Annotated in this window: 21 protein-coding genes; 8 read left to right on the forward strand and 13 right to left on the reverse strand. The window is 72.2% G+C overall.

Features of this window, described 5'->3' with window-relative positions; all coding sequences use genetic code 11:
- Positions 1 to 165: 165 nt before the first annotated feature.
- Positions 166 to 1,302 (forward strand): VIT1/CCC1 transporter family protein, encoded by a 1,137-nt coding sequence (locus tag IEX69_RS16030; protein WP_229756390.1) that lies wholly within the window; start codon positions 166 to 168, stop codon positions 1,300 to 1,302.
- Between the two features lie 186 nt (positions 1,303 to 1,488).
- Here IEX69_RS16030 and IEX69_RS16035 read toward each other — a convergent pair whose 3' ends face one another.
- The 8 genes from IEX69_RS16035 to IEX69_RS16070 all read right to left on the reverse strand — a co-directional run bounded on the left by IEX69_RS16035 (position 1,489) and on the right by IEX69_RS16070 (position 9,168).
- Entirely contained in the window at positions 1,489 to 1,818 is a 330-nt protein-coding gene (locus IEX69_RS16035; protein WP_157127084.1) for a hypothetical protein, read from the reverse strand.
- 85 nt (positions 1,819 to 1,903) lie between these two features.
- The gene (locus tag IEX69_RS16040; RefSeq protein WP_174604394.1) at positions 1,904 to 3,112 is read right to left on the reverse strand and encodes an acyl-CoA dehydrogenase family protein; all 1,209 of its coding nucleotides are present in this window, start codon (positions 3,110 to 3,112) and stop codon (positions 1,904 to 1,906) included.
- 322 nt (positions 3,113 to 3,434) lie between these two features.
- Entirely contained in the window at positions 3,435 to 4,475 is a 1,041-nt protein-coding gene (locus IEX69_RS16045; RefSeq protein WP_085018583.1) for a PHP domain-containing protein, read from the reverse strand.
- Positions 4,476 to 4,480: 5 nt separating this feature from the next.
- The gene (locus tag IEX69_RS16050; RefSeq protein WP_229756391.1) at positions 4,481 to 5,116 is read right to left on the reverse strand and encodes a histidine phosphatase family protein; all 636 of its coding nucleotides are present in this window, start codon (positions 5,114 to 5,116) and stop codon (positions 4,481 to 4,483) included.
- Positions 5,117 to 5,918: 802 nt separating this feature from the next.
- A complete protein-coding gene (locus IEX69_RS16055; protein WP_085018585.1) occupies positions 5,919 to 6,854 on the reverse strand; it encodes a hypothetical protein in 936 nt (311 codons plus the stop codon).
- Complete coding sequence (locus IEX69_RS16060; RefSeq protein WP_085018587.1) at positions 6,851 to 7,852, reverse strand: TerC family protein; 1,002 nt, start codon at positions 7,850 to 7,852, stop codon at positions 6,851 to 6,853. Before IEX69_RS16060 ends, IEX69_RS16055 begins: the two co-directional genes overlap by 4 nt.
- A 210-nt stretch (positions 7,853 to 8,062) precedes the next feature.
- Positions 8,063 to 8,578 (reverse strand): GNAT family N-acetyltransferase, encoded by a 516-nt coding sequence (locus IEX69_RS16065; RefSeq protein WP_085018589.1) that lies wholly within the window; start codon positions 8,576 to 8,578, stop codon positions 8,063 to 8,065.
- Entirely contained in the window at positions 8,575 to 9,168 is a 594-nt protein-coding gene (locus IEX69_RS16070; protein ID WP_085018591.1) for a helix-turn-helix domain-containing protein, read from the reverse strand. The genes IEX69_RS16065 and IEX69_RS16070 overlap by 4 nt, the downstream gene beginning before the upstream one ends.
- A 110-nt stretch (positions 9,169 to 9,278) precedes the next feature.
- On the opposite strand from IEX69_RS16070, the gene IEX69_RS16075 reads away from it, so the two are divergent.
- Positions 9,279 to 9,650: a hypothetical protein gene (locus IEX69_RS16075; protein ID WP_157127086.1), complete on the forward strand. Its 372-nt coding sequence runs from the start codon at positions 9,279 to 9,281 to the stop codon at positions 9,648 to 9,650.
- Between the two features lie 47 nt (positions 9,651 to 9,697).
- A complete protein-coding gene (locus tag IEX69_RS16080; protein ID WP_085018595.1) occupies positions 9,698 to 9,913 on the forward strand; it encodes a hypothetical protein in 216 nt (71 codons plus the stop codon).
- 54 nt (positions 9,914 to 9,967) lie between these two features.
- On the opposite strand, the gene IEX69_RS21120 is transcribed toward IEX69_RS16080, so the two are convergent.
- Both IEX69_RS21120 and IEX69_RS16090 read right to left on the reverse strand, forming a co-directional pair.
- Complete coding sequence (locus IEX69_RS21120; protein WP_085018597.1) at positions 9,968 to 11,836, reverse strand: sigma-70 family RNA polymerase sigma factor; 1,869 nt, start codon at positions 11,834 to 11,836, stop codon at positions 9,968 to 9,970.
- A gap of 109 nt (positions 11,837 to 11,945) precedes the next feature.
- On the reverse strand, positions 11,946 to 12,350 hold the full coding sequence (locus tag IEX69_RS16090) for a hypothetical protein (RefSeq protein WP_085018599.1): 405 nt from the start codon (positions 12,348 to 12,350) through the stop codon (positions 11,946 to 11,948).
- A 119-nt stretch (positions 12,351 to 12,469) separates the two neighbouring features.
- On the opposite strand from IEX69_RS16090, the gene IEX69_RS16095 reads away from it, so the two are divergent.
- The 4 genes from IEX69_RS16095 (at position 12,470) to IEX69_RS16110 (ending at position 16,889) form a co-directional block, all read left to right on the forward strand.
- A complete protein-coding gene (locus tag IEX69_RS16095; RefSeq protein WP_085018601.1) occupies positions 12,470 to 14,002 on the forward strand; it encodes a helix-turn-helix transcriptional regulator in 1,533 nt (510 codons plus the stop codon).
- Between the two features lie 124 nt (positions 14,003 to 14,126).
- The gene (locus IEX69_RS16100; RefSeq protein WP_085018603.1) at positions 14,127 to 15,536 is read left to right on the forward strand and encodes an amidohydrolase family protein; all 1,410 of its coding nucleotides are present in this window, start codon (positions 14,127 to 14,129) and stop codon (positions 15,534 to 15,536) included.
- A 43-nt stretch (positions 15,537 to 15,579) separates the two neighbouring features.
- Positions 15,580 to 16,062, forward strand: a complete 483-nt coding sequence (locus IEX69_RS16105) for a GNAT family N-acetyltransferase (RefSeq protein ID WP_085018604.1) — start codon at positions 15,580 to 15,582, stop codon at positions 16,060 to 16,062.
- Positions 16,059 to 16,889 carry a PPK2 family polyphosphate kinase gene (locus IEX69_RS16110; RefSeq protein ID WP_085018607.1) on the forward strand — a complete coding sequence of 277 codons (831 nt, stop codon included), beginning with the start codon at positions 16,059 to 16,061 and terminating at the stop codon, positions 16,887 to 16,889. The genes IEX69_RS16105 and IEX69_RS16110 overlap by 4 nt, the downstream gene beginning before the upstream one ends.
- Before the next feature lie 29 nt (positions 16,890 to 16,918).
- On the opposite strand, the gene IEX69_RS16115 is transcribed toward IEX69_RS16110, so the two are convergent.
- Both IEX69_RS16115 and IEX69_RS16120 read right to left on the reverse strand, forming a co-directional pair.
- On the reverse strand, positions 16,919 to 17,431 hold the full coding sequence (locus tag IEX69_RS16115) for a MarR family winged helix-turn-helix transcriptional regulator (RefSeq protein ID WP_085018608.1): 513 nt from the start codon (positions 17,429 to 17,431) through the stop codon (positions 16,919 to 16,921).
- Positions 17,432 to 17,491: 60 nt separating this feature from the next.
- Entirely contained in the window at positions 17,492 to 17,749 is a 258-nt protein-coding gene (locus IEX69_RS16120) for a hypothetical protein (RefSeq protein ID WP_085018610.1), read from the reverse strand.
- 146 nt (positions 17,750 to 17,895) lie between these two features.
- On the opposite strand from IEX69_RS16120, the gene IEX69_RS16125 reads away from it, so the two are divergent.
- Positions 17,896 to 19,119 (forward strand): pyridoxal phosphate-dependent aminotransferase, encoded by a 1,224-nt coding sequence (locus IEX69_RS16125; RefSeq protein ID WP_085018612.1) that lies wholly within the window; start codon positions 17,896 to 17,898, stop codon positions 19,117 to 19,119.
- Between the two features lie 3 nt (positions 19,120 to 19,122).
- Here the strand turns inward: IEX69_RS16125 and IEX69_RS16130 are convergent, their stop codons facing one another.
- Positions 19,123 to 19,587, reverse strand: a complete 465-nt coding sequence (locus IEX69_RS16130; RefSeq protein WP_085018614.1) for a MarR family winged helix-turn-helix transcriptional regulator — start codon at positions 19,585 to 19,587, stop codon at positions 19,123 to 19,125.
- Between the last annotated feature and the right edge of the window lie 16 nt (positions 19,588 to 19,603).

The raw sequence follows: 19,603 nt of genomic DNA on the forward strand, positions 1-19,603 counted from the left end.
GAGTGGGCCGCGGCGGGGCGGCCGCAGAAAGGTACGCTCACAGCTCGCACGCCCCGAATACGGCGCCGTGACGCATCTCAGCGTCCCTTTCGACGGTCACCTCGCCCTCGGCGAGGGGGCGGCCGGCGGGGCGGGCGTGCTGTCGGAGGATGGGAGGATGGAGGGGTGACCGCGACCCCCGCCGACCTGCGCCGCTGGCGCCGGTACCTCGCCGACGAGGTGGCCGAGGCCAAGGTGTACGACGAGCTGGCCGAGCGACGCAGCGGCTCCGAGCGCGAGATCCTCCTCTCGCTGGCCGCGGCCGAGCGGCGCCACCAGGCGCACTGGGTCGAGCTCCTCGGCGACGACGTCGGCAAGCCCGTGCGCGCCGACTTCCGCACCCGGATGCTCGGGGTGCTGGCCAAGCGCTTCGGCTCCGTCTTCGTGCTGGCCCTCATGCAGCGCGCCGAGGCGAGGTCGCCCTACGAGACCGACGACGACGCGACCGAGGCCATGGCGGCCGACGAGCGGATCCACGGCGAGGTCGTCCGGGCGCTCGCGGCCCGGGGCCGCAGCCGTCTGTCCGGCACGTTCCGGGCGGCGGTGTTCGGGGCGAACGACGGCCTGGTGTCGAACCTCGCGCTCGTGCTCGGGATGAGCGCCACCGGGGTCTCGAACACGGTCGTGCTCGCCAGCGGTGTCGCGGGCCTGCTGGCCGGGGCCCTGTCGATGGGAGCGGGGGAGTACGTCTCCGTGCGCTCGCAGCGGGAGCTGCTCGCGGCCTCCACCCCCGACCCTCAGGCGTCGACCGCCGTGCCGAAGCTGGACGTCGACGCCAACGAGCTCGCCCTCGTCTACCGCGCCCGAGGCATGAGCGAGGAGGAGGCCGAGGCGAGGGCACGCGACGTGTTTTCGGGACTCTCGTCGTCGACGTCCGCGATCCGCGTGGTCCCGTCGGCGCGGCCCGGCGACACCGAGGGCGACTCGTCCGACGGGGTGGGAGCGGCCGGCGGCGTGGACGCCAACCTCGACGAGCACGAGGAGATCGGCACGGCGTGGCAGGCGTCGATCTCGAGCTTCCTGTTCTTCGCCTCCGGCGCGGTCGTCCCGGTGATCCCCTACCTCTTCGGGCTCACGGGTCTCGTGGCCGTCGCGGTCGCGGCCGGGCTCGTCGGCATCGCCCTGCTCGGCACGGGTGCCGTGGTCGGCCTGCTCTCCGGGGCCTCGCCCCTGAAGCGCGCGGTGCGGCAGCTCGCGATCGGCTTCGGCGCGGCCGCCGCCACGTATCTCCTCGGCCTCGTCTTCGGTGCCACCCTGGGCTGACCCAGGCACCCTCCCGCGCCGCGGAGCGACGGCGCCTCCCGCGCCGCCCTCCCGCCCCCCAGACGCGTTCGCCACCCTCCTGACCTTTCGCCATCCGCATGCGCGTGGCGAAAGGTCAAGAGAGTGGCGGAACGGGTGGTGTGCTGCACGCGACGCGGAGCGCCGCGCCGAGGCGGCAGACCCGGGTCAGACGGTCTCCTCGTCGGGATCGGACTGCTCGGGGCCGTCGCCGACGCCCGGACCGAGGTCGGGATCGAGGCGCTCGTCGGACGGGAACTCGCCCGGCGCCTCCTCCTCGGGCGCCTCGGGGGCGCGGTACTGGGTGTCGCCCTGCTGGCTCCAGTCCGGAGCGCCCTCGCGGGGAGATCCGCCCGTGGGGCCGTCGTTGCCGTCGCCCGGTCCCTCCCACACGGTCTCTCCGGCCACGGCGTCGTTGGTCTCGAGGTCGTTGGCCTCCTCGAAGGCCTCCTCGCGGTCGAAGAACGGCTCGTCGCCGGGGGTGCTGGTGTCGCTCACGGTGTCTCCTTCCGGGATGCTGCGCATCCGCTCCTTCGAGTCGACCACCGGATGCGCGGGCGCGCCACCGCCGGTCGACCCACGATCAGCTATACCCCGAGGGCTCGGGGAACTCTCCGGTGAGCAGCCTGTCGCCCACCTCGCGCGCCTTGTACACGGCGGGGTCGTGGAGGGTCAGCGTGCGGGCGTTCCGCCAGAACCGGTCGAACCCGTACCGGGAGGCCGTCGCCCGCGCGCCGGTGAGGTCAAAGACGCGCGACGAGACGTCGAGGGCCAGCCGTGACGTCTCGACCTTGGCCGCGGACAGCTCGATCGACAGCTCCCCGCGCTCGTCGTCCCCGAGCTCCCAGCCCTTCTCCTCCGCCGCGGCGAAGAGGTCGGTGGCGCGCCAGACCAGCGCATCCGAAGCCCTGGTCGCCGAGGCCAGCCGGCCCGTGAGCTCCCGGGTGTACGGGTCGTCGACCGCGCGATCGACCCCGCTCGTGCCCCAGGGGCGGGTCCCGTTCCGCACGTAGTCGGCGGCGACCGCGAGAGCGCCCTCCGCGATCGCGACCTGGAGATGCGCGAGGGCGAGCTGGAACGACAAGCCCGAGAGCGAGGCGTACGGCCGGTAGCGGGCTCCCGCCTGCTCGCTCGGTCCGAGGACGTGCTCGTCGGGGACGAACGCGTCCTCGAACGACACCGACCCGGAGGCGGACAGCCGCTGCCCGATGTTGTCCCAGTCGTCGTGGTGCACCACCTCGGGCAGGTGCGCGTCGATCACGATCGCGTACTTCTCGTCGTCGTCCGTCCGCGTGGCGCTCGCCACGATGCGATCGGACACCTGCGCTCCGGTCGCGAAGAACTTCCTCCCGCGCACGGTGAACCCGCCGTCGACCGGGGTGAGCTCGAGGGTGGCGTCGCGGGGGTTGCCGGCTCCGCCCCAGAACCAGTGCCGCTCGGCGGATCGGCGCTGCAGCGCCTCGATGCGCGCGGTCTCCTCGTTGAGCCGGATGCGCCACGACTGGAGGAAGTGATAGGCGACGACGTGGCCCAGTCCCGCATCGACCCGAGCGAGCGGCCGGATCGTCTCGAAGATCGTCGGCCAGTCGAGTCCGCCCCCGCCGAGCGAGGCGGGGATCGCGGCGGGGAGGAGACCGGTGGCGCGCAGTCGTCGCACCTCGTCGAACGGCGCGGTGCCCTCGGCGTCTCGAGACACGGCGACCGACGTGAACTCGTCGGCCAGCTCGCGTCCGAGGGCGAGGGCGTCCGCCCTGCTGGTCACGACGGGAGGGAGGACCTGGTCTTCGGGCACGATCTCCACTATGCCAGCGCTGCCGCATCGTGAGAGACGCGTGACCGCGGATGACGATGGGCGGTCCGCGTCGCGCGGCCGAGGACCGGTGTCGCGCGCAGAACCGCGGCCGCGCCGAGGGCCTTGGCTGCTCTGAGAACCGCGCCGCACAGAAATGTGCGGGTTCGACCGGACCCGAAACGGTCGAACCCGCACCGCACAGAGAGTGCGCGTCCTGGGGGACGATGCTGATGACTGTAGCACGATTGGACACGAGACTTTATGTCTACTATTTCCTCACTTTCACCGGTGAGGATGCGGGCTCAACGACCTCGTCGGCCGCTCAGAACGCGGTGGTCCAGGCGAGCAGGCGGTCGACCGGCCAGGTGGTGATGATGCGGTCGGCGGGCACTCCCGCCGCGGCGGCTCGGGCGACCCCGTAGTCGATGAACGCGAGCTGACCGGGCGCGTGCGCGTCCGAGTCGATGCTGAAGAGGCAGCCGGCGTCGAGGGCGATCCGGATGAGGTCGTCGGGCGGATCCTGCCGCTCCGGACGCGAGTTGATCTCGACCGCCACGTCGTTCGCCGCGCAGGCGGCGAAGACGCGCTCCGCATCGAACTGGGACGGTGGACGCGTGCCGCGCGAGCCCTCGACGAGCCTGCCCGTGCAGTGCCCGAGCACGTTGGTGCGCGGATCGTCGACGGCCCCGAGCATCCGCGTCGTCATGGTCGCCCGGTCGGCGCGCAGATCGGAGTGCACGCTCGCCACGACGACGTCGAGGCGGTCGAGCAGCTCGGGCGCCTGGTCGAGCGTGCCGTCCTCGAGGATGTCGGTCTCGATGCCGGTGAGCAGCCGGAACCCGTCCGCGGCCTCGTCGATCTCCGCCACCAGGTCGAGCTGCTCGAGCAGCCTCTCCGCGGTGAGGCCGTGAGCGATGGTGAGATGAGGGGAGTGGTCGGTGAGGGCCAGGTACTCGCGTCCGAGCATCCGGGCCGTGGAGGCCATGAGCTCGACCGGGACGGTGCCGTCGGACCACTCGCTGTGCGAGTGCAGATCGCCCCGCACCTGAGCACGCAGCTCGAGGGCGGCGTCGACGCCGCCGAGGATGTCGGGCTCGCGGTCGCGCAGCTTCGCGAGATACTCGGGGACCTCGCCCGCGAGTGCCTGCGTGATCACCGACAGGGTGCTCGAGCCGATGCCCTTGAGGCTCGAGAGCCTTCCGGATGCGGCCCGCGCGGCCACCTGCTCGTCGCCGAGGCCCGCGACGACGCCGGCGGCGCGGCGGAACGCCTGCACCTTGAACGACGGCGCCCGCTCGAGCTCGAGCCGGAAGGCGATCTCGGTGAGGGCGTCGAGCGGCGTCAGCGGTGCGGCGGGCGGCATGCGTGTCACTCCGTGTAGGGCGTGCGGTTCCAGAGCCGCAGCACGTGCTTCCCGTGCTCGAAGCCGAGGATGGACAGGCTCGCGGTGTCGAGCGCGATGCGCTCTCCGGAGGAGATCGGGACGCCGAGCCAGGTTACGGCGAGGGAGCGGAGGAAGTGCCCATGGGAGAACACGAGTGCGTCCTTGCCCGCCACGAGCGCGGGGCGGACGCGCTCGATGACGGCGCGGGCACGCGCCTGGACGTCCGCGGCGTCCTCGCCGCGGCCCTCGTCGTCCTTCATCGCGCCGTCGGCCCAGATCGACCACGGGCCGCCGTGGAGCCGCTCGATCTCGGGCTTCAGCAGGCCCTCGTAGGCGCCGTAGTCCCACTCGGCGAGGTCCTCGAGCACGTGGGCGCGGTCACCGAAGCCGGCGAGCTCGGCCGTCCGCCGGGCTCGCTGCCGCGGGGAGGTGTAGACCACGCCGAAGTCGTGCCCGGCGAGCACGCGGCCCGCGGCGCGGGCCTGCGCCTCGCCCGTCGCGGTGAGGGGGATGTCGGTGCGGCCGGTGTGCCGCCCCGACAGGCTCCACTCCGTCTCCCCGTGACGGACGAGGTAGATGTGGCTGCGGGTCACAGGGGGATCGGCCGGTTCGTCGCTCACGCACCCGATCCTACGTGCGCCCGCCCGCAGGCGGTGCGGGTTGCGCCCGCCCTGCGTGCAGCTGCCGCCGCTGGGGCGCCGACGGCGCGGGGAGGGGGCGCAACCCGCGTTGGCGGGGTGGGCTGGTGGGTGCGGCTGGTCGCGGGTGGGAGGGGCGAGTGGTGCGGGTTGCGCCCGCCCTGCGTGCTGCTGCCGCCGCTGGGGCGCCGACGGCTCCCGGAGGGGGCGCAACCCTCAGTGGCGGGGTTGGGCTGGTGGGTGCGGCTGGTCGCGCGGGCGGGAGGGTCGAGTTGTGCGGGTTGCGTCCGCCCTGCGCGCTGCTGTCGCTGCTGGGGCGCCTTCCGCGCGGGGAGGGGGCGCAACCCGCGGTGACGGGGCGTGCTGGTGCGTGCCGCTGGTCGCGCTGGCGGGAGGGGTGAGCGGTGCGGGTTGCGCCCGCCCTGCGTGCTGCTGTCGCTGCTGGGGCTCCGTCCGCGCGGGGAGGGGGCGCAACCCGCGGTGGCGGGGTGGGCTGGTGGGTGCGGCTGGTCGCGCGGGCGGGAGGGGCGAGTGGTGCGGGTTGTACCCGCCCTGCGTGCTGCTGTCGCCGCTGGGGCGTCGACGGTGCGGGGAGGGGGCGCAACCCTCGGTGGCGGGGTGGGCCGCTGGGGGCGGCTGGTCGCGGGTGGGAGGGGCGAGTGGTGCGGGTTGCGCCCGCCCTGCGTGCCGGTGGCGCTGCTGGGGCGCCGACGGCTCCCGGAGGGGGCGCAACCCGCACCACTCGGGTGGCACGAGGGGGACGGGAGGAAACGGCGGGGGTGGGTCAGCGGCCGAAGAGGTCGTCCAGGCTGAAGGAGCCGAGCTGGTCGCCGAGGCCGCTGAGGTGGTCGCCGAGGCCCGAGACCGCGTCGCCGGCGCCGGCGGTGACGTCGCCCGCTCCGGCGGCGAGGTCGCCCGTGAGGCCCTCCACGCCGCCGGCGAGGCCCTCGACGCCGCTGGTGAGGCCCTCGACGTCGGCACCGCTCGCGAGGGCCTCGAGGTCGATGCCGCTTGCGAGGGCGTCGAAGTCGACGCCGAGGTTCATCGCCTGATCGAGCAGGGGACCCGCGACCGAGCTCACGATCGCGCCGCCCGCCACCGCGGCGAGGACGCCGCCGACCGCGCCGACGCCCGCGCCGGCGGCGGCCAGGCCGAGACCCGCGCCCGCGCCGCGCGACGACCCGCGGGCCGAGCCGGCGCCGGCTCGGGCGAGGAGCCCGCGCAGCAGGCCGGGTCGGCTCGCCTCGGTCCGGGCGGCCGCGCGGGCGAGGTCGTCCGGACCGGCGGTGCCGGGCTGCTCGTGCGGTGGCAGCTCCGACCGCATCCGCGCCTGGACCTGCTCGCGCTGGGCCGGCGTGAGCCGCGCGAACGCCTCCCGGTGCACCTGCTCGATCTGGTGCGGGTCGGCCGTCTGCAGCAGGTAGTCGTACCGGGCGATCGCCGCGCGGTCCGCGGCGTCGGCCGAGCTCGCGGGTCGAGGCGACCGAGGCGCCCGAGACGCCTGCGACACAGGCGCAGAGGGGGTCGCGGGGCCGCGGTGCTGCTCGTCGCCCGTCAGGCGGTCAGCAGCCTGCCGCACGATCGAACGCCAATCGCCGGAACCTGCCCTGGACCCGGCACCCGCACCGGAGCCGCCCCGCATGCCCTGCCCGGGGGACGGAGCGCGATCGTCGCCCAGAGCCTTCTGGGCCAGGCCGATCAGCTTCGAGAACCTGCTCATGAGTGGACCTCCTTCTTGTCGGACGCCGCATCGGCTCGCGAGCCTCGGGTCTTCGCGAGGCTGGCGATGGTGGCGACGGTGATCGTCGCGCCGATGAACAGCAGTGAGAACCAGATCGGGATCTCGGGCACCCACTCGACCGGGTGGCCGCCGTTGATGAAGGGCAGCTCGTTCACGTGCAGCGCGTGGAAGACGAGCTTCACCCCGATGAAGGCGAGGATGACGGCGAGGCCCTGCGAGAGGTACACCAGGCGCTCGAGCAGTCCGCCGATGAGGAAGAACAGCTGGCGGAGGCCCATCAGCGCGAAGGCGTTGGCCGTGAAGACGATGTAGGCCTCGCTGGTCAGACCGTAGATCGCCGGGATGGAGTCGACGGCGAAGATGAGGTCGATGAACCCGATCGCGATGATCGTCAGGAACATCGGGGTGACGAAGCGCTTGCCGTCGATCCTCGTGGTGAGGCGGTCCTTGTGGTACTCGTCGGTGACGGGCAGGTGCCGACGGGCGAACCGCATGAAGCGCCCGTTCGCGGGGTCCGACTCGTGGTTCGAGAACGCCTGGCGCCACGCCAGGAACAGCAGGAGCGCGCCGAACAGGTAGAAGATCCAGGACAGGTTCTCGATCAGGGTCGCCCCCACCGCGATGAAGGCGCCGCGCAGGATGAGCGCGATGATGATGCCGATCATCAGCACCTTCTGCTGGTAGGCCTTCGGCACGGCGAACGCGCTCATGACCAGGAGGAACACGAAGAGGTTGTCGATAGACAGGGCCTTCTCCGTCAGGTAGCCGGCGAAGTACTCGCCGCCGTACGTCCACCCTGAGACGACGCCGATGCCCACTCCGAACAGCAGCGCGAGGCCGATGTAGAAGGCCGACCAGCGAGCGGACTCGCCGATCGTCGGCTCGTGCGGCTTGCGGACGTGAGCGAAGAACTCGTAGACGAAGAAGGCGATCGTCACGGCGATGGTGATGATCCAGACCAGCGGGGTGACCTGCATGAAGGCTCCAAGGGGTAGGCGATGGCGCCAAGGTCTCCTCCGCTCCGACCTTCGTCGGAACCAATGGCCCGGGAGTGCGACGACGCATCCGTAGTGACGGGCTCACTGCCAGCGGGAGTACTCCCCTTGTTGAAACCCATCGTACCCGGATGCGGCCCGCACCGCCTCAGGATCAGCTGAGAGGCGCCGGCCCCGGCGCCTCGTCGATGGTCAGCGCAGAGGCGCCGGTGCCTCGTCGAGGATCAGCTGGAGGAGGGCGAGGTCGAGCCACTGGCCGAACTTCGCCCCCACCTGGCGCAGCGTGCCGCCGTGCTCGAAGCCGAGCGACTCGTGGAGGCGGAGGGAGGCGACGTTGTCGCTCGTGATCGCGCCGATCATGGCATGGATGCCCGCCCCTCTGGCGAGGTCGATGAGGGCGACCATGAGCATCCGCCCCACCCCTCGTCCGCGCTGGTCGCCCCTCACGTAGACTGAGTGCTCGACCGTGTGGCGGTAGCCCTCGTGCGGACGCCAGGGCCCGAACGTGGCGTAGCCCACGACGGCGTCGTGCTCGTCGAGCGCCACGAGCACGGGGAACGCGAGTCGCTGCCGATCCTCGAACCAGGCCCGGCGGTCGGCGATGCCGACGGGCGAGTCGATCCAGACGGCGGTGGTGGTCAGCACGGCGTCGTTGTAGATCGTGGTGATCTCCGCGACGTGCTCGAGCGTGGCGGTCTCGATCCTCACCGCTGCTCTCCTCTCGACACGGTCCCGCGGGACGGGTTCTTCGCGATGACCACGAGGTACCTGCACGGCCCCGGCCCGGGGTTCTCGAACACGCACTCCGACGGGGCCCCGAGCTGGAGGCAGTCGCCGGCGTGGAGCACGTGCGTCTCGTCACCCTCCGTGAAGTGGAGCGTGCCCCCGAGGCCCCAGATCTGCTGGTCGATGAAGCGGTACGACTCGGCCGGGTACATCACGCGCGCCCCGGCCGGCAGCTCGACCTCGACGAGCTCGAGCGTCGCGCTCGCGGCGGGCGACACCGCGCGCCGGGAGTACCCGGAGGCGGGATCGGTCCAGACGGGCTGGTCGTGGCGACGCGCGAGGCGGCTGCGGGAGCCCTCGGCGCGGGCGACGAGCTCCGACAGGGTCAGCCCCAGCGCGGCGCAGAGGCGGGCGAGGAGCGCCGCGGTCGGCTGCGAGTCGCCGCGCTCGATCTTGGAGATCATCGCCCGCGAGACGCCCGACGCCTCGGCGAGGGCCCCGGCGGACAGGCCGCCCTCCTCGCGGGCGGAGCGGAGCGCCCCGGCGAGAGCGGGGGTCAACTCGTCGTCCATCCCGATCCTCCTCGTCACTATGGTGAACGCAATGGCTACTATCGTAGCGCAGAGGGATCGTGTGGCTTGTTGTTGACGCGGGTCCACTTCTTTGGGTGCAGACTCGGAGCATGACCCAGGAGATTCACACCGAGACTCACGAGCTGATGTCTCCCGAGAAGAACGTCCAGCGCATCATGTGGACCGGGACGGCGTGGTTCGCCGTCGCCGCCGGGTCCGCAGGCCTCGTGGCCTCGACGCTGTTCGCGTCGGGGTGGCGCCCGGGGGTCCTGCCTCCTCTGCTCGACGCCATCTGGTGGGTGGGATCCGTGCTGGTCGCGCTCAGCGTCGGGCTGATCGGATGGTCGGGGTGCCCGATCCTCGAGGTGAGCGTGCCGATCGCCGACAAGAACAAGACGCGGACGATGCAGTTCGGCACCGCGCTCTTCATCATCGGCGGCGCCCTGGCGCTGTTCGCGGTGGCCGCCGGACCCGCCACCTGACATCAGGCTGGATGCGGGTCCGGCCGTCCGGGATTACGGTCGCGGGTATGAGCGATGAGCGAACGCAGGACGAGCCGCTGATGAGCGGGGCCGACGAGGCCACCGACGAGCAGAAGGACGCCGGTCGCGACCGCCTCGCCGAGGCCGACGCGGCCTTCTACGACAAGCGCGGTACGGACTCCGTGGATGACGACGCGGAGGAGCCGAAGCGCTCGAGCTACGTCAACCCGGGCAGCAGCGACTTCACCCACCCCCAGACCTGAGCGGGGGCGACAGACCTGAGCGAGGGCGACAGACCTGAGCGGGGGTGACCGGCCTCACTCCGCGGTGACGGTGACGAAGACGGCCGCGCCGTGACGCCCGGTCGCGACGTCGATGTAGCGGAGACCGAGCGTGAACGTCTCCGGCGCCGGGACGCTGTAGGTGGCGGAGTAGGAACCCGACGCATCCGTCACCATCGGGACGGGACGGCACGGGCTCTCGTCCGGGACGCGGATCCGCTGCACGGTGGTGTCGGGCTCTCCCGTGAAGGCGAGCTCGAAGCCGCTGTGCGAGACGGCCGCACCCGCGGTCGGGGCCAGGAAGACCGGGGGATCGGCGAGGGTGAAGGTGGCGGGCTCGCCCGCGGGCGACTGCACGCTCTCGCTGGTCTGCCGGGCGCGGAGAGTGTGCTCGCCCGCCTGCAGGTAGCTCGCCGGATCGGTGGAGCACTCCGCGCCGGAGAAGTCGCCGATGCTCCAGGCGCCGTCGTCGCCGGCCGTGGTGGACGCCAGGACCACGTCGTCCTCGTCGATCAGGTCGATCACGCTGCCGGGCACGGCGTCGGCGCCTGACACGAGAGGGTAGACGAGCGGCCCGGCGGACGTGTCCACGGCCATCGTGGGCGCGGGGAGCGGGTCGGGCTCCACCGGTGTGGTCGGTGTGGTCGGGTCGGTCCCGTCGGTGCCGCCCGACGGCGGTGCTCCGGTCGAGGGCTCACCGGCAGGCGGCTCCGTCGTTGGAGTGCTGCCGGAGGGGGACCCGGTTCCCGGGAGCGGGGATCCGGGCTCCTTCGGCGTGCTCGGACGCGAGGGAGGCGGACCGGGGTTCGGCTCCGCCGAGGGGGACGGATCGGGCGCCGGCGTGGGTGTGGGGCTCGGCTGCGGAGCGGGCGGCGCCTCGGGCGCGGGCGGCGGCGCCGGGTCCTGCTGGGTCACCGCCCCGGAGGAGAGAGCATCGCTCGAGGGCGCCTCCCCGCTCGGGAGCGCGTTCACGATGAGCGTCGCGGCCACGGCCACCGCCGCGACCCCCGCCACCGCGGCGGCGACGAGGCCGGTCCTGGTGGCGGCGCTCCCGTCTCGTCCGGCCCGCGGGGGCGTCGATCCGAGTGGGCTGACCGCGGCAGCGACCGCAGCGCCGCCCTCGTGGGCCCACGCGAGGTAGCCCGTGGCTCCGGCCGCACCCGCGCACAGGGGGAGGAGGACGAGGACCAGCCGTGAGGCGACGTCGCGGGCCTCCGTCCAGGCGATCGCGCAGGACGTGCACTCGGCCAGGTGCTCGTCGACCACCCGTCGCTGCCGGGCGGAGACGGCTCCCCGCGTGTGGGCGCCGAGCTGGCCGAGGACGAGTGCGCACTCTGGCGAGTCGGCTCGGCTGAGCTGGGTCGTGATCCACGCGTCGCGGAACGCCCGCCGCGCGCGCACGACGAGGGCCGACGCGGCGTTGGGCGCGAGGCCCAGCAGCGGCGCGAACTGGCGGGGCTTGAGCCCGTCGACCTCGCTGTACCAGAGTGCTTCCTGCCAGCGGGTGGGAAGACCGCGGAAGGCGGTCGAGGCCGCTGTGCGCTCGAGCGCGGCGATGGTCGCGTCCTCGGCGTCGATCGCGGCCGGGTCGATCGTCTGGTCGAGGTCGTCGACGGTCTCGGCGACGGGACGCGTGCCCCAGTCGCGGATGACGTTGCGGACGGTGGTGAGCAGGTACGGACGGAAGGCCTGGTCGGGGCCGCGACCGGCGCTGAGGGCGGCGAGGATCCGCGAGAACGCCTCGGCCACGACGTCGTCGGCGTCCAGACGCGGATAGGCGCGCGCCACCGCGTAGGCGGCGGTGGAGTGACGGAGCCACAGCTCCCCGTACGCATCTCGATCGCCGTCGCGGGTGCGCGCGAGGAGGACGTCGTCGGCGAGCAGGTGGGACGCCTGTCTTCTCATGAAGGAACTCGTTCGGTCCGAAGATCACGCGATCCATGCCCCCACCTGGCTCCTCGCGGATGCTGGGAACGGTAGCGGTGATCGGGGCGGGACGCAAACACGGGCGGCATCACGATCGCGCCGACGGCTCGATGCGGTGGGCCGCCTCCGCGGACTGTCCCGGATGGACGAAGCGCGGCGCGGGAGGGGTCGCCCCGGCCGTCGCCATGAAGTTCTCGAGGTGGCGTCGCAGGAGCCGATAGCGGGCCCGACGGAAGCTCGAGGCGTCGAGCGTGACGACCGATCCTCCGCTCACCACCAGGATGCGCCGAGACGGACGGCGGCGGCGGTGCCTGTGGCTCGAGGGGAAGACGAACACCACTCCGCCCCGGGTCCAGGTCCACCTGCGCAGTCCCGCCCAGGCCGTCACCTCCCTGCGCGACACGACCACCCTCCGCACCCGCCATGCCGACGACGGCCTGAACGGGCTCGATCGGAACTCGAACCGGCCCACCGGGTATCGCCGGAAGTCCATGGCCCACCTCCTGTCCTCGTCGATCCAGAGTCCGGATGAGGGGTTTCGTGACGCGGATCGCGTCACGAAATCCCCTCCGGCCGATCTGAGTCCAGGACAGCGTCGGGAGAGGAAGGGTCGTGGACGGGACCATGGGGGAGAGACGGACGGCGATCACGGACGCCGTGAGGGAGGCCGTCAGCGCACGACGGTGGGATGCGGTCGTCCTGCTGCTGGAGCACAACTGGTCGGTGCTGATCGCCGAGGACCTGCCGCTCCTGCGCGACACGATCGCCTCGCTCCCCGACGAGGTGCGTCGCGCGCAGCCGCGCTGGGAGGCCGCGGGCGCGTACGTCGCCCACCTGATGTCCTCGTCCGGCTCGGCCGTCGCCTATCGGGACGTCGCACCGCGCACCGGCGCCGAGGGCGGACTCCTCGACGTCCTCACGGAGCTGACGAGCCGGACGGCCGGGAGGAGGTCCGCGGGCCGACTCGACGAGGCGACGCAGGCGGCCAGGCTCGCTCGGGAGGCGCTGGACGGCGCACCCGATGCCGAGCGCGTCGCGGTGCAGTACTCCCTCCCGCACCTGATGGTGCAGTGGGGGCGCAGCCACGAGCTCGTCGGCGACGAGCGGTCGGCTCTCGTCGAGTACACCGAGGCCCACGACCTCGGCGTGATCACGGGCGACGCTGTGATCACGAGCCACGCCGCCGGTCGGATCGCCTGGGTGCACGCCGTCGCCGGGCGGCGGCTCCCCGCCGAGCAGTGGCTCGACCGGATCGACGAGACCGCCCCCGTACCCCTGCGGTACCGCACCGGGGAGATCCTCGCGCGAGCCCTCCTCGCGGCCGACGTCGTCGACTTCGCCGCGGCTCGACGCCACCTCGACTCGCTCGGCCAGCAGGCGCATCCGGACAGCTGGGCCGAGCAGCTGTTCGTCCGCTCCCTCGTCGCACGGCCGAGCGAGGTCCACGACGTCCTCCGGGAGTCCCAGCAGCACGCGGTGTCGAAGCCGACGGCGCTGTCCTCCCGCGGGATGGACGTCGGCTACCTGGCCCTCTCGCTCGTGCGGGTGCGGGTCCTCGAGCGGCGGCCCCTCCGGGCGCTGGCCGATCTCACGGACCTCGGCCCGTCCGCCAGCGGCGGCGGCACGCGCTCGAGCGTGATGCTGGAGCTGGCCACGGCCTTCGCCGAGGCCGCGCAGGGCGATGCGGCGTCCGCCCTCCGGAGGGCCCGGTCCGTCGCACGTCGAGCGTCGGCCCGGCCGCGCTGGTGCGCGATGGCCGACCTGCTGCTCGCCGTGCTGCGCGAGGAGCCCGACGACCGGATGAGGGAGGCGGCGATGCCCGCCGTCGCCGATCGCCAGCTGCTCGCACTCCAGGTGCTGCCCACGCGCATCCTGGCGACGCTCGGGCTGCCCGCCCGCGAGCTGCAGGCGTTGCTGGCCCTCGCGGGGAGCCGGGAGCCCAGCCCCACGGGTGCGCTGACCCCGCGCGAGCGCACGGTGCTCGCGCACCTCGTCCGCGGAGAGACGACCGAGGGGATCGCGAGCGCTCTGTTCGTGAGCCCGAACACGGTGAAGACGCAGCTGCGCAGCATCTACCGCAAGCTCGGCGTGACCCGTCGCGACGAGGCCGTGGAGATCGCGCGCGACCTCCATCTCGAGACCTGAGCGGGCCGAGCGGGCCGAGCGGGCCGAGCGGGTCGATCGACCCGCTCGCGCCGCGAGCACGACCGCAAAGCCCCTGAAACGCGGGCGCAACACCGCCGCAACACGGTGTCGGCAGGATGACGCGATGAGCACCGCTGAGCCCGCGCCGTCCCTCCTCCTCACCCTCACGGATGCGGTGGTGCTGTCCATGAAGGACGGCGAGGACTGGTTCCGCGGATGGCTCAGCGTGGGCCAGGACGGACGCATCGCCGCGCTCGGCCCCGGTGCGGCTCCGCCGGAGGCGCTCGCGGCGGACGAGGTCGTCGACGTGGACGGTGCGTTCGTCGCCCCCGGGTTCGTGTCGGCGCACAGCCACATCTTCACCTCCGGCATGCGGGGCATGACGCCGGGGGAGCCGCTCTACGGCTGGGTCGGGGTGCAGGCGCAGTTCATGTCGGGCACCGACGCCGAGGACGTCTACTGGATGACGCTGCACGGCTGCCTCGACTTCCTCGCGAACGGCATCACGTCGGCCTACAACTTCACGTCGTCGCGCATCCACACCCGCTACGACGCCGCGACCGACAGCCGGATCGTGCTCGACGCCCTCGGGCCGGAGTACGTGCACCGGCAGGTCGACGCGGGACGAGTAGCGGGCCTGCGCATGGTCAACTCGATCCGCCTCGACTCCGAGCTGCAGGACCTCGACACGGCGTACCGGGTGTTCGGCGAGACCGTGCAGTACGTGCGCGACACGGTCCCGGCCGACCTCGACCTGGGGGCGAGCGTGTTCGGAGCCCAGCAGTGGAGCGACTCGCCCGACACCGCGGTGCACGAGGCCCACATGATGGACGTCCACGGGGTGACGAACCAGGCCCACTTCCTGGAGACCAGCGAGGAGCTGGAGCAGCAGCGGGAGAAGTTCGACTGGTACGAGCGCTCCGGCGCGCTCCGACCCGGCTTCCTCTTCGGGCACTTCGTGCACCCCGACGAGCACATGGCGACCGCGACGGCGGCCGCCGGGGCGGGCATGGTGTGGCAGCCGACCTCGAACGGGCGGCTCGCGTCGGGCTTCGCCGACATCCCCCGCTACCGCGACCTGGGGATGCCGATCGGTGTCGGCCTCGACGACCAGTCCTGCACCGACGTGTCCGACCCGTTCTCCAACATGAGGTTCGGGATGTACTCGCAGCGGGCTCTGCATCGCGACGCGGGCATCGTCATGCCCCGCGAGATGATCCGGATGCACACCCTCGGCAGCGCCGAGGCGCTCCGGGTGGCCGACCGGGTCGGCTCGCTCGAGGTCGGGAAGCTCGCGGACCTGGTCGTCGTCGACCCCACGCGGCCCGACACCGGTCCGGTGTGGGACCCGTACGCCCACTACGCGATGGCGTGCGGCCTCAGGAACCTCACCCGGGTCTACGTCGGCGGCCGGCTGGCGGCGCTCGACGGCGTGAGCACGCATCCCGACGCCGAGCGCGCCTCGCTCGAGCTCCACGCCCGCGTGCCCGTCGCCGCCGCCCGCGCCGGTCTCGCCGCCGACCTCGCCTGGTAGCGCCGGCCCGCCTCCCGCGTGCGGCCCGGGGTACGGTGGGCGGATGGGGACTGCACTGCGGCCGATGCCCGAGGACGCGCTCGCGGAGTGGCGGGCGAACGCGGAGGCGCACTACCTCGCCGAGCGGATCGCCGCCGGCGACACCCCCGAGTACGCGGCGAAGCGGGTGTCGCAGTCGCGGGAGTACTTCCCCGACGGCCGCCCCGCCGAAGGGCAGCTCGTGTTCCAGGTGGTCGAGCGCGACGAGGGCAGCGGGCGTGAGACGGTCGTCGGCGCGCTGTGGATCGGGCTGCTCGAGCCCGAGCAGCCCACCGCGTGGTGGGTGCTGGACGTCGAGATCGACGAGGAGCACCGCGGGAAGGGCTACGGGCGGGCGGCGATGCGCCTCGCCGAGGAGGAGGCCCGCGCCCGGGGCGGCGATCGGATCGGGCTGAACGTGTTCGGGCCGAACACCGTCGCCCGCTCCCTCTACGACTCCCTGGGCTACCGGGTGACGGCGACGAACATGACGAAGGAGCTGCGATGACGACGTGGAGCGAGGCGCTGCGACTGGCGCCGCTGGGTGTGGTCTCGGAGGCGGGCACGGCGCTGACCCCGAACGTCGACGCGAAGGCGGCGGGCCAGAAGCTCTTCGACGCGAGCGTCGGCGAGCTCGAGCTGCTCCAGGAGAAGCTCTTCGCCCACAGCACGGGCGGTGGCCGGGAGTCGGTGCTCCTCGTGCTGCAGGGGATGGACACCGCGGGGAAGGGCGGCACGGTCAAGCGGGTCATGGCACAGATGAACCCGCAGGGCATCGTCTACGCCGCGTTCAAGAAGCCCACGCCGGAGGAGCTCGAACACGACTTCCTCTGGCGCATCCGCCCCCGCGTGCCCGCGCCCGGGCAGATCGGGATCTTCGACCGCTCCCACTACGAGGACGTGCTCGTCCCCGCCGTGCAGCACACCCTCGACCAGAGCGCGCTCGAGGCGCGCTACGAGGAGATCAACGCCTTCGAGCAGGAGCTGGTCGACAGCGGTGTGACGCTGGTGAAGGTGTTCCTCCACCTCGGCAAGGAGGAGCAGCTCGCCCGTCTGCTCTCGCGGCTCGACCGCCCCGAGAAGCACTGGAAGTTCACCGAGGCGGACGTCCGCAGCCGGGGCGACTGGGCGGCACTGCAGAGGGCGTACTCGGATGCGCTCACCGCGACCAACACGGACGCCGCGCCCTGGTTCGTCGTGCCGGCGGACCGGAAGTGGTACTCGAGCCTCGCGGTCCAACAGCTGCTGCTCGAGCGGATGCGCCCCCTCGACCTCACCTGGCCGCCGGCCGACTACGACGTCGACGAGCAGCGGAGGCTCCTGCTGGCGACCTGAGAGCCGATCCGACCGGTCGGATCCGGGCCCTAGGGCTGGATGTGGGCGTCGATCTCGTCGACCGCATCGCGCATGCCGTCGAGGAAGGCGACGACGACGCGCGACTCCTCCGGGCTCAGCCTCTCCGCGACCTCCATCATGCGCGTGTGCATCTGCCCGAGGGTCGATCGCACCTCGTCGTCGGTGGCGACCGTGGGCAGGATGATCAGCGCACGGCGATCGAACGGGCTGGGCTGCCGCTCGACGTGACCGCTCTTCTCGAGTCGATCCAGGAGCGCCGTGGTCGAGGCGCTCGAGATGCCGAGGTAGGCGGCGAGCTCCTTGGGCCCCACCGTCCGGCTGGCCGAGTTCGCGCGGATGAGGTAGCGCAGGGCGAGGAGGTCGGTCTCACCCATGTTCATGGAGGCCTGGGTGCGACGACGCATGGCGGTCTCGGCGGCGCGGTACGTGCGCATCGCCTCGAGCACGGCGACGCTGCGCTCGCGCTGGGTGGCTTCGCCGTACCAGTAGTGGTCGGACGAACCGACGGCCTCGGTGGTCATCCGATCAGTCTAGGACGCCGTGCAGCTCGATGCTCGAGCAACATTCGCCCCGGCCGCGGCTCAGGCGACCGTGGACAGTCCGATCTGCGTGGCGGTGCGCCGGCCGTCGTAGAGGGCGGAGGCCGCGGAGGCGAGGGAGTGCGCCTGGCCGACCTCGACCGCGATGTCGTAGCGCTCGCCCGCGAGGGCGACGTAGATGCCGCCGGCGCGCTCGACGAAGCCGAGGAAGGAGGCGCCGAGGGAGACGCAGTAGACGCCGTTCGCGAACCGCTCGACGGTGTAGCTTCCCGTCTCGGAGACGAGGGTCATCGCGGCCATGATCGGTCCTTTCCTCTGTGGGTTTATGGTCTCGGTGAAGACGTTAGACAGCCTAACTAGTTCTCCATCGATGAGAAAGGGGTGGACAGGATCTTGTCAGCTCTGCTACAGCGCATCACGGAGTGCGACAGCGATAGCCTGACCAGATGTCCTACCGCACGCTCGACCAGTCGTCCAAGCTCCGGAACGTCCTGTACGAGATCCGCGGGAAGGCCCTCGACGAGGCCTCTCGGCTGGAGGCCGACGGTCACCGCATCCTGAAGCTCAACACGGGGAACCCGGCGTCGTTCGACTTCGAGGCGCCCCACCAGATCGTGCGCGACATGATCGCGTCCCTGCCCACCGCGCACGGGTACAGCGACAGCCGCGGCATCCTGCCCGCGCGCCAGGCCGTCTCGTACCGGTACGAGCAGGTGCCCGGGTTCCCCGAGGTCGACCCGGAGTGGGTGTTCCTCGGCAACGGGGTGTCGGAGCTCATCACCATGACCATGCAGGCGCTGCTCGACGACGGCGACGAGGTGCTCATCCCGGCTCCGGACTACCCGCTGTGGACGGCGATGACGAGCCTCGGCGGCGGCACCCCGGTCCACTACCTCTGCGACGAGGCGACCGAGTGGCAGCCCGACCTCGACGACATCCGATCCAAGGTCACCCCGCGCACGAAGGCGATCGTCGTCATCAACCCGAACAACCCCACCGGAGCGGTCTACTCGCGGGAGGTGCTGGAGGGGATCGTCGAGATCGCGCGCGAGCACTCCCTGCTGCTTCTCGCCGACGAGATCTACGACCGGATCCTCTTCGACGGAGCCGTGCACATCCCCCTGGCCACGGTCGCGCCCGACCTCCTCTGCCTCACGTTCAACGGGCTCTCGAAGACCTACCGCGTGGCGGGGTACCGGTCTGGGTGGATGGTCGTGACCGGTCCCCGCGAGCACGCGACCGGCTTCCTCCAGGGGATCACGCTGCTCGCCTCGACGCGGCTGTGTCCGAACGTCCCCGCTCAGCACGCGGTGCAGGCCGCGCTCTCCGGGGTGCAGTCCATCGACGCCCTCATCCGGCCCGGGGGTCGGCTCCTCGCCCAGCGCGACGCCTCCTGGGAGGGTCTGAACGCGATCCCGGGCGTCTCCTGCGTCAAGCCGCGTGGGGCGCTCTACGCCTTTCCCAGGCTCGATCCCGAGGTGCACGAGATCCGCGACGACGAGCAGCTCGTGTACGACCTGCTCGTGGCCGAGCACATCCTCCTCGTCCAGGGGACCGGCTTCAACTGGCCGGATCCCGACCACGTGCGGGTCGTCACGCTCCCCGAGGAGCGGGTGATCACCGAGGCCATCGAGCGGTTCGGCAACTTCCTGGCCTCGTACCGGCAGTAGCGCTCAGTCGAGGCGATCGATCTCGAGGCGCGCGTCCTGCAGGAATCGGGTGAAGACGGCGGACGACTCCGGGTCGAGGCGGGAGAGACCGGCGAGCAGCTCGTGGTTGATCCGCTCGATCCGGTCGCGCACCTCCTGGCTCAGCTCGAGCGCGATGATGACGGCGCGGCGGTCGTCGGGGTCCGGGCTCCTCGACACGTAGCCGCGGGCGACGAGCCGGTCGATGAGCGCGGTGATCGAGGCGCTCGAGAGTCCGAGGTACCGGCCGAGCGCCTTCGGCCGGATCGCGCTGCCACGACGCTCCTCCCAGAGCAGGTAGCGGAGCGCGATGAGGTCGTTCTCGCTCACCCCGAGCGCGGCCCCGGTGCGGGCGACGAGACGCTGCTCGGCCTGCCGATACTCGCGCATCGCCCGCATGAGGAGCGACTCAGGCGTCGGGCGGACCGTGTCCGGGTAGTCCGTGCTCACGATCCGTCAGAGTACC

This window comes from Cnuibacter physcomitrellae, from assembly GCF_014640535.1.
Taxonomy (GTDB): Bacteria; Actinomycetota; Actinomycetes; order Actinomycetales; family Microbacteriaceae; genus Cnuibacter; species Cnuibacter physcomitrellae.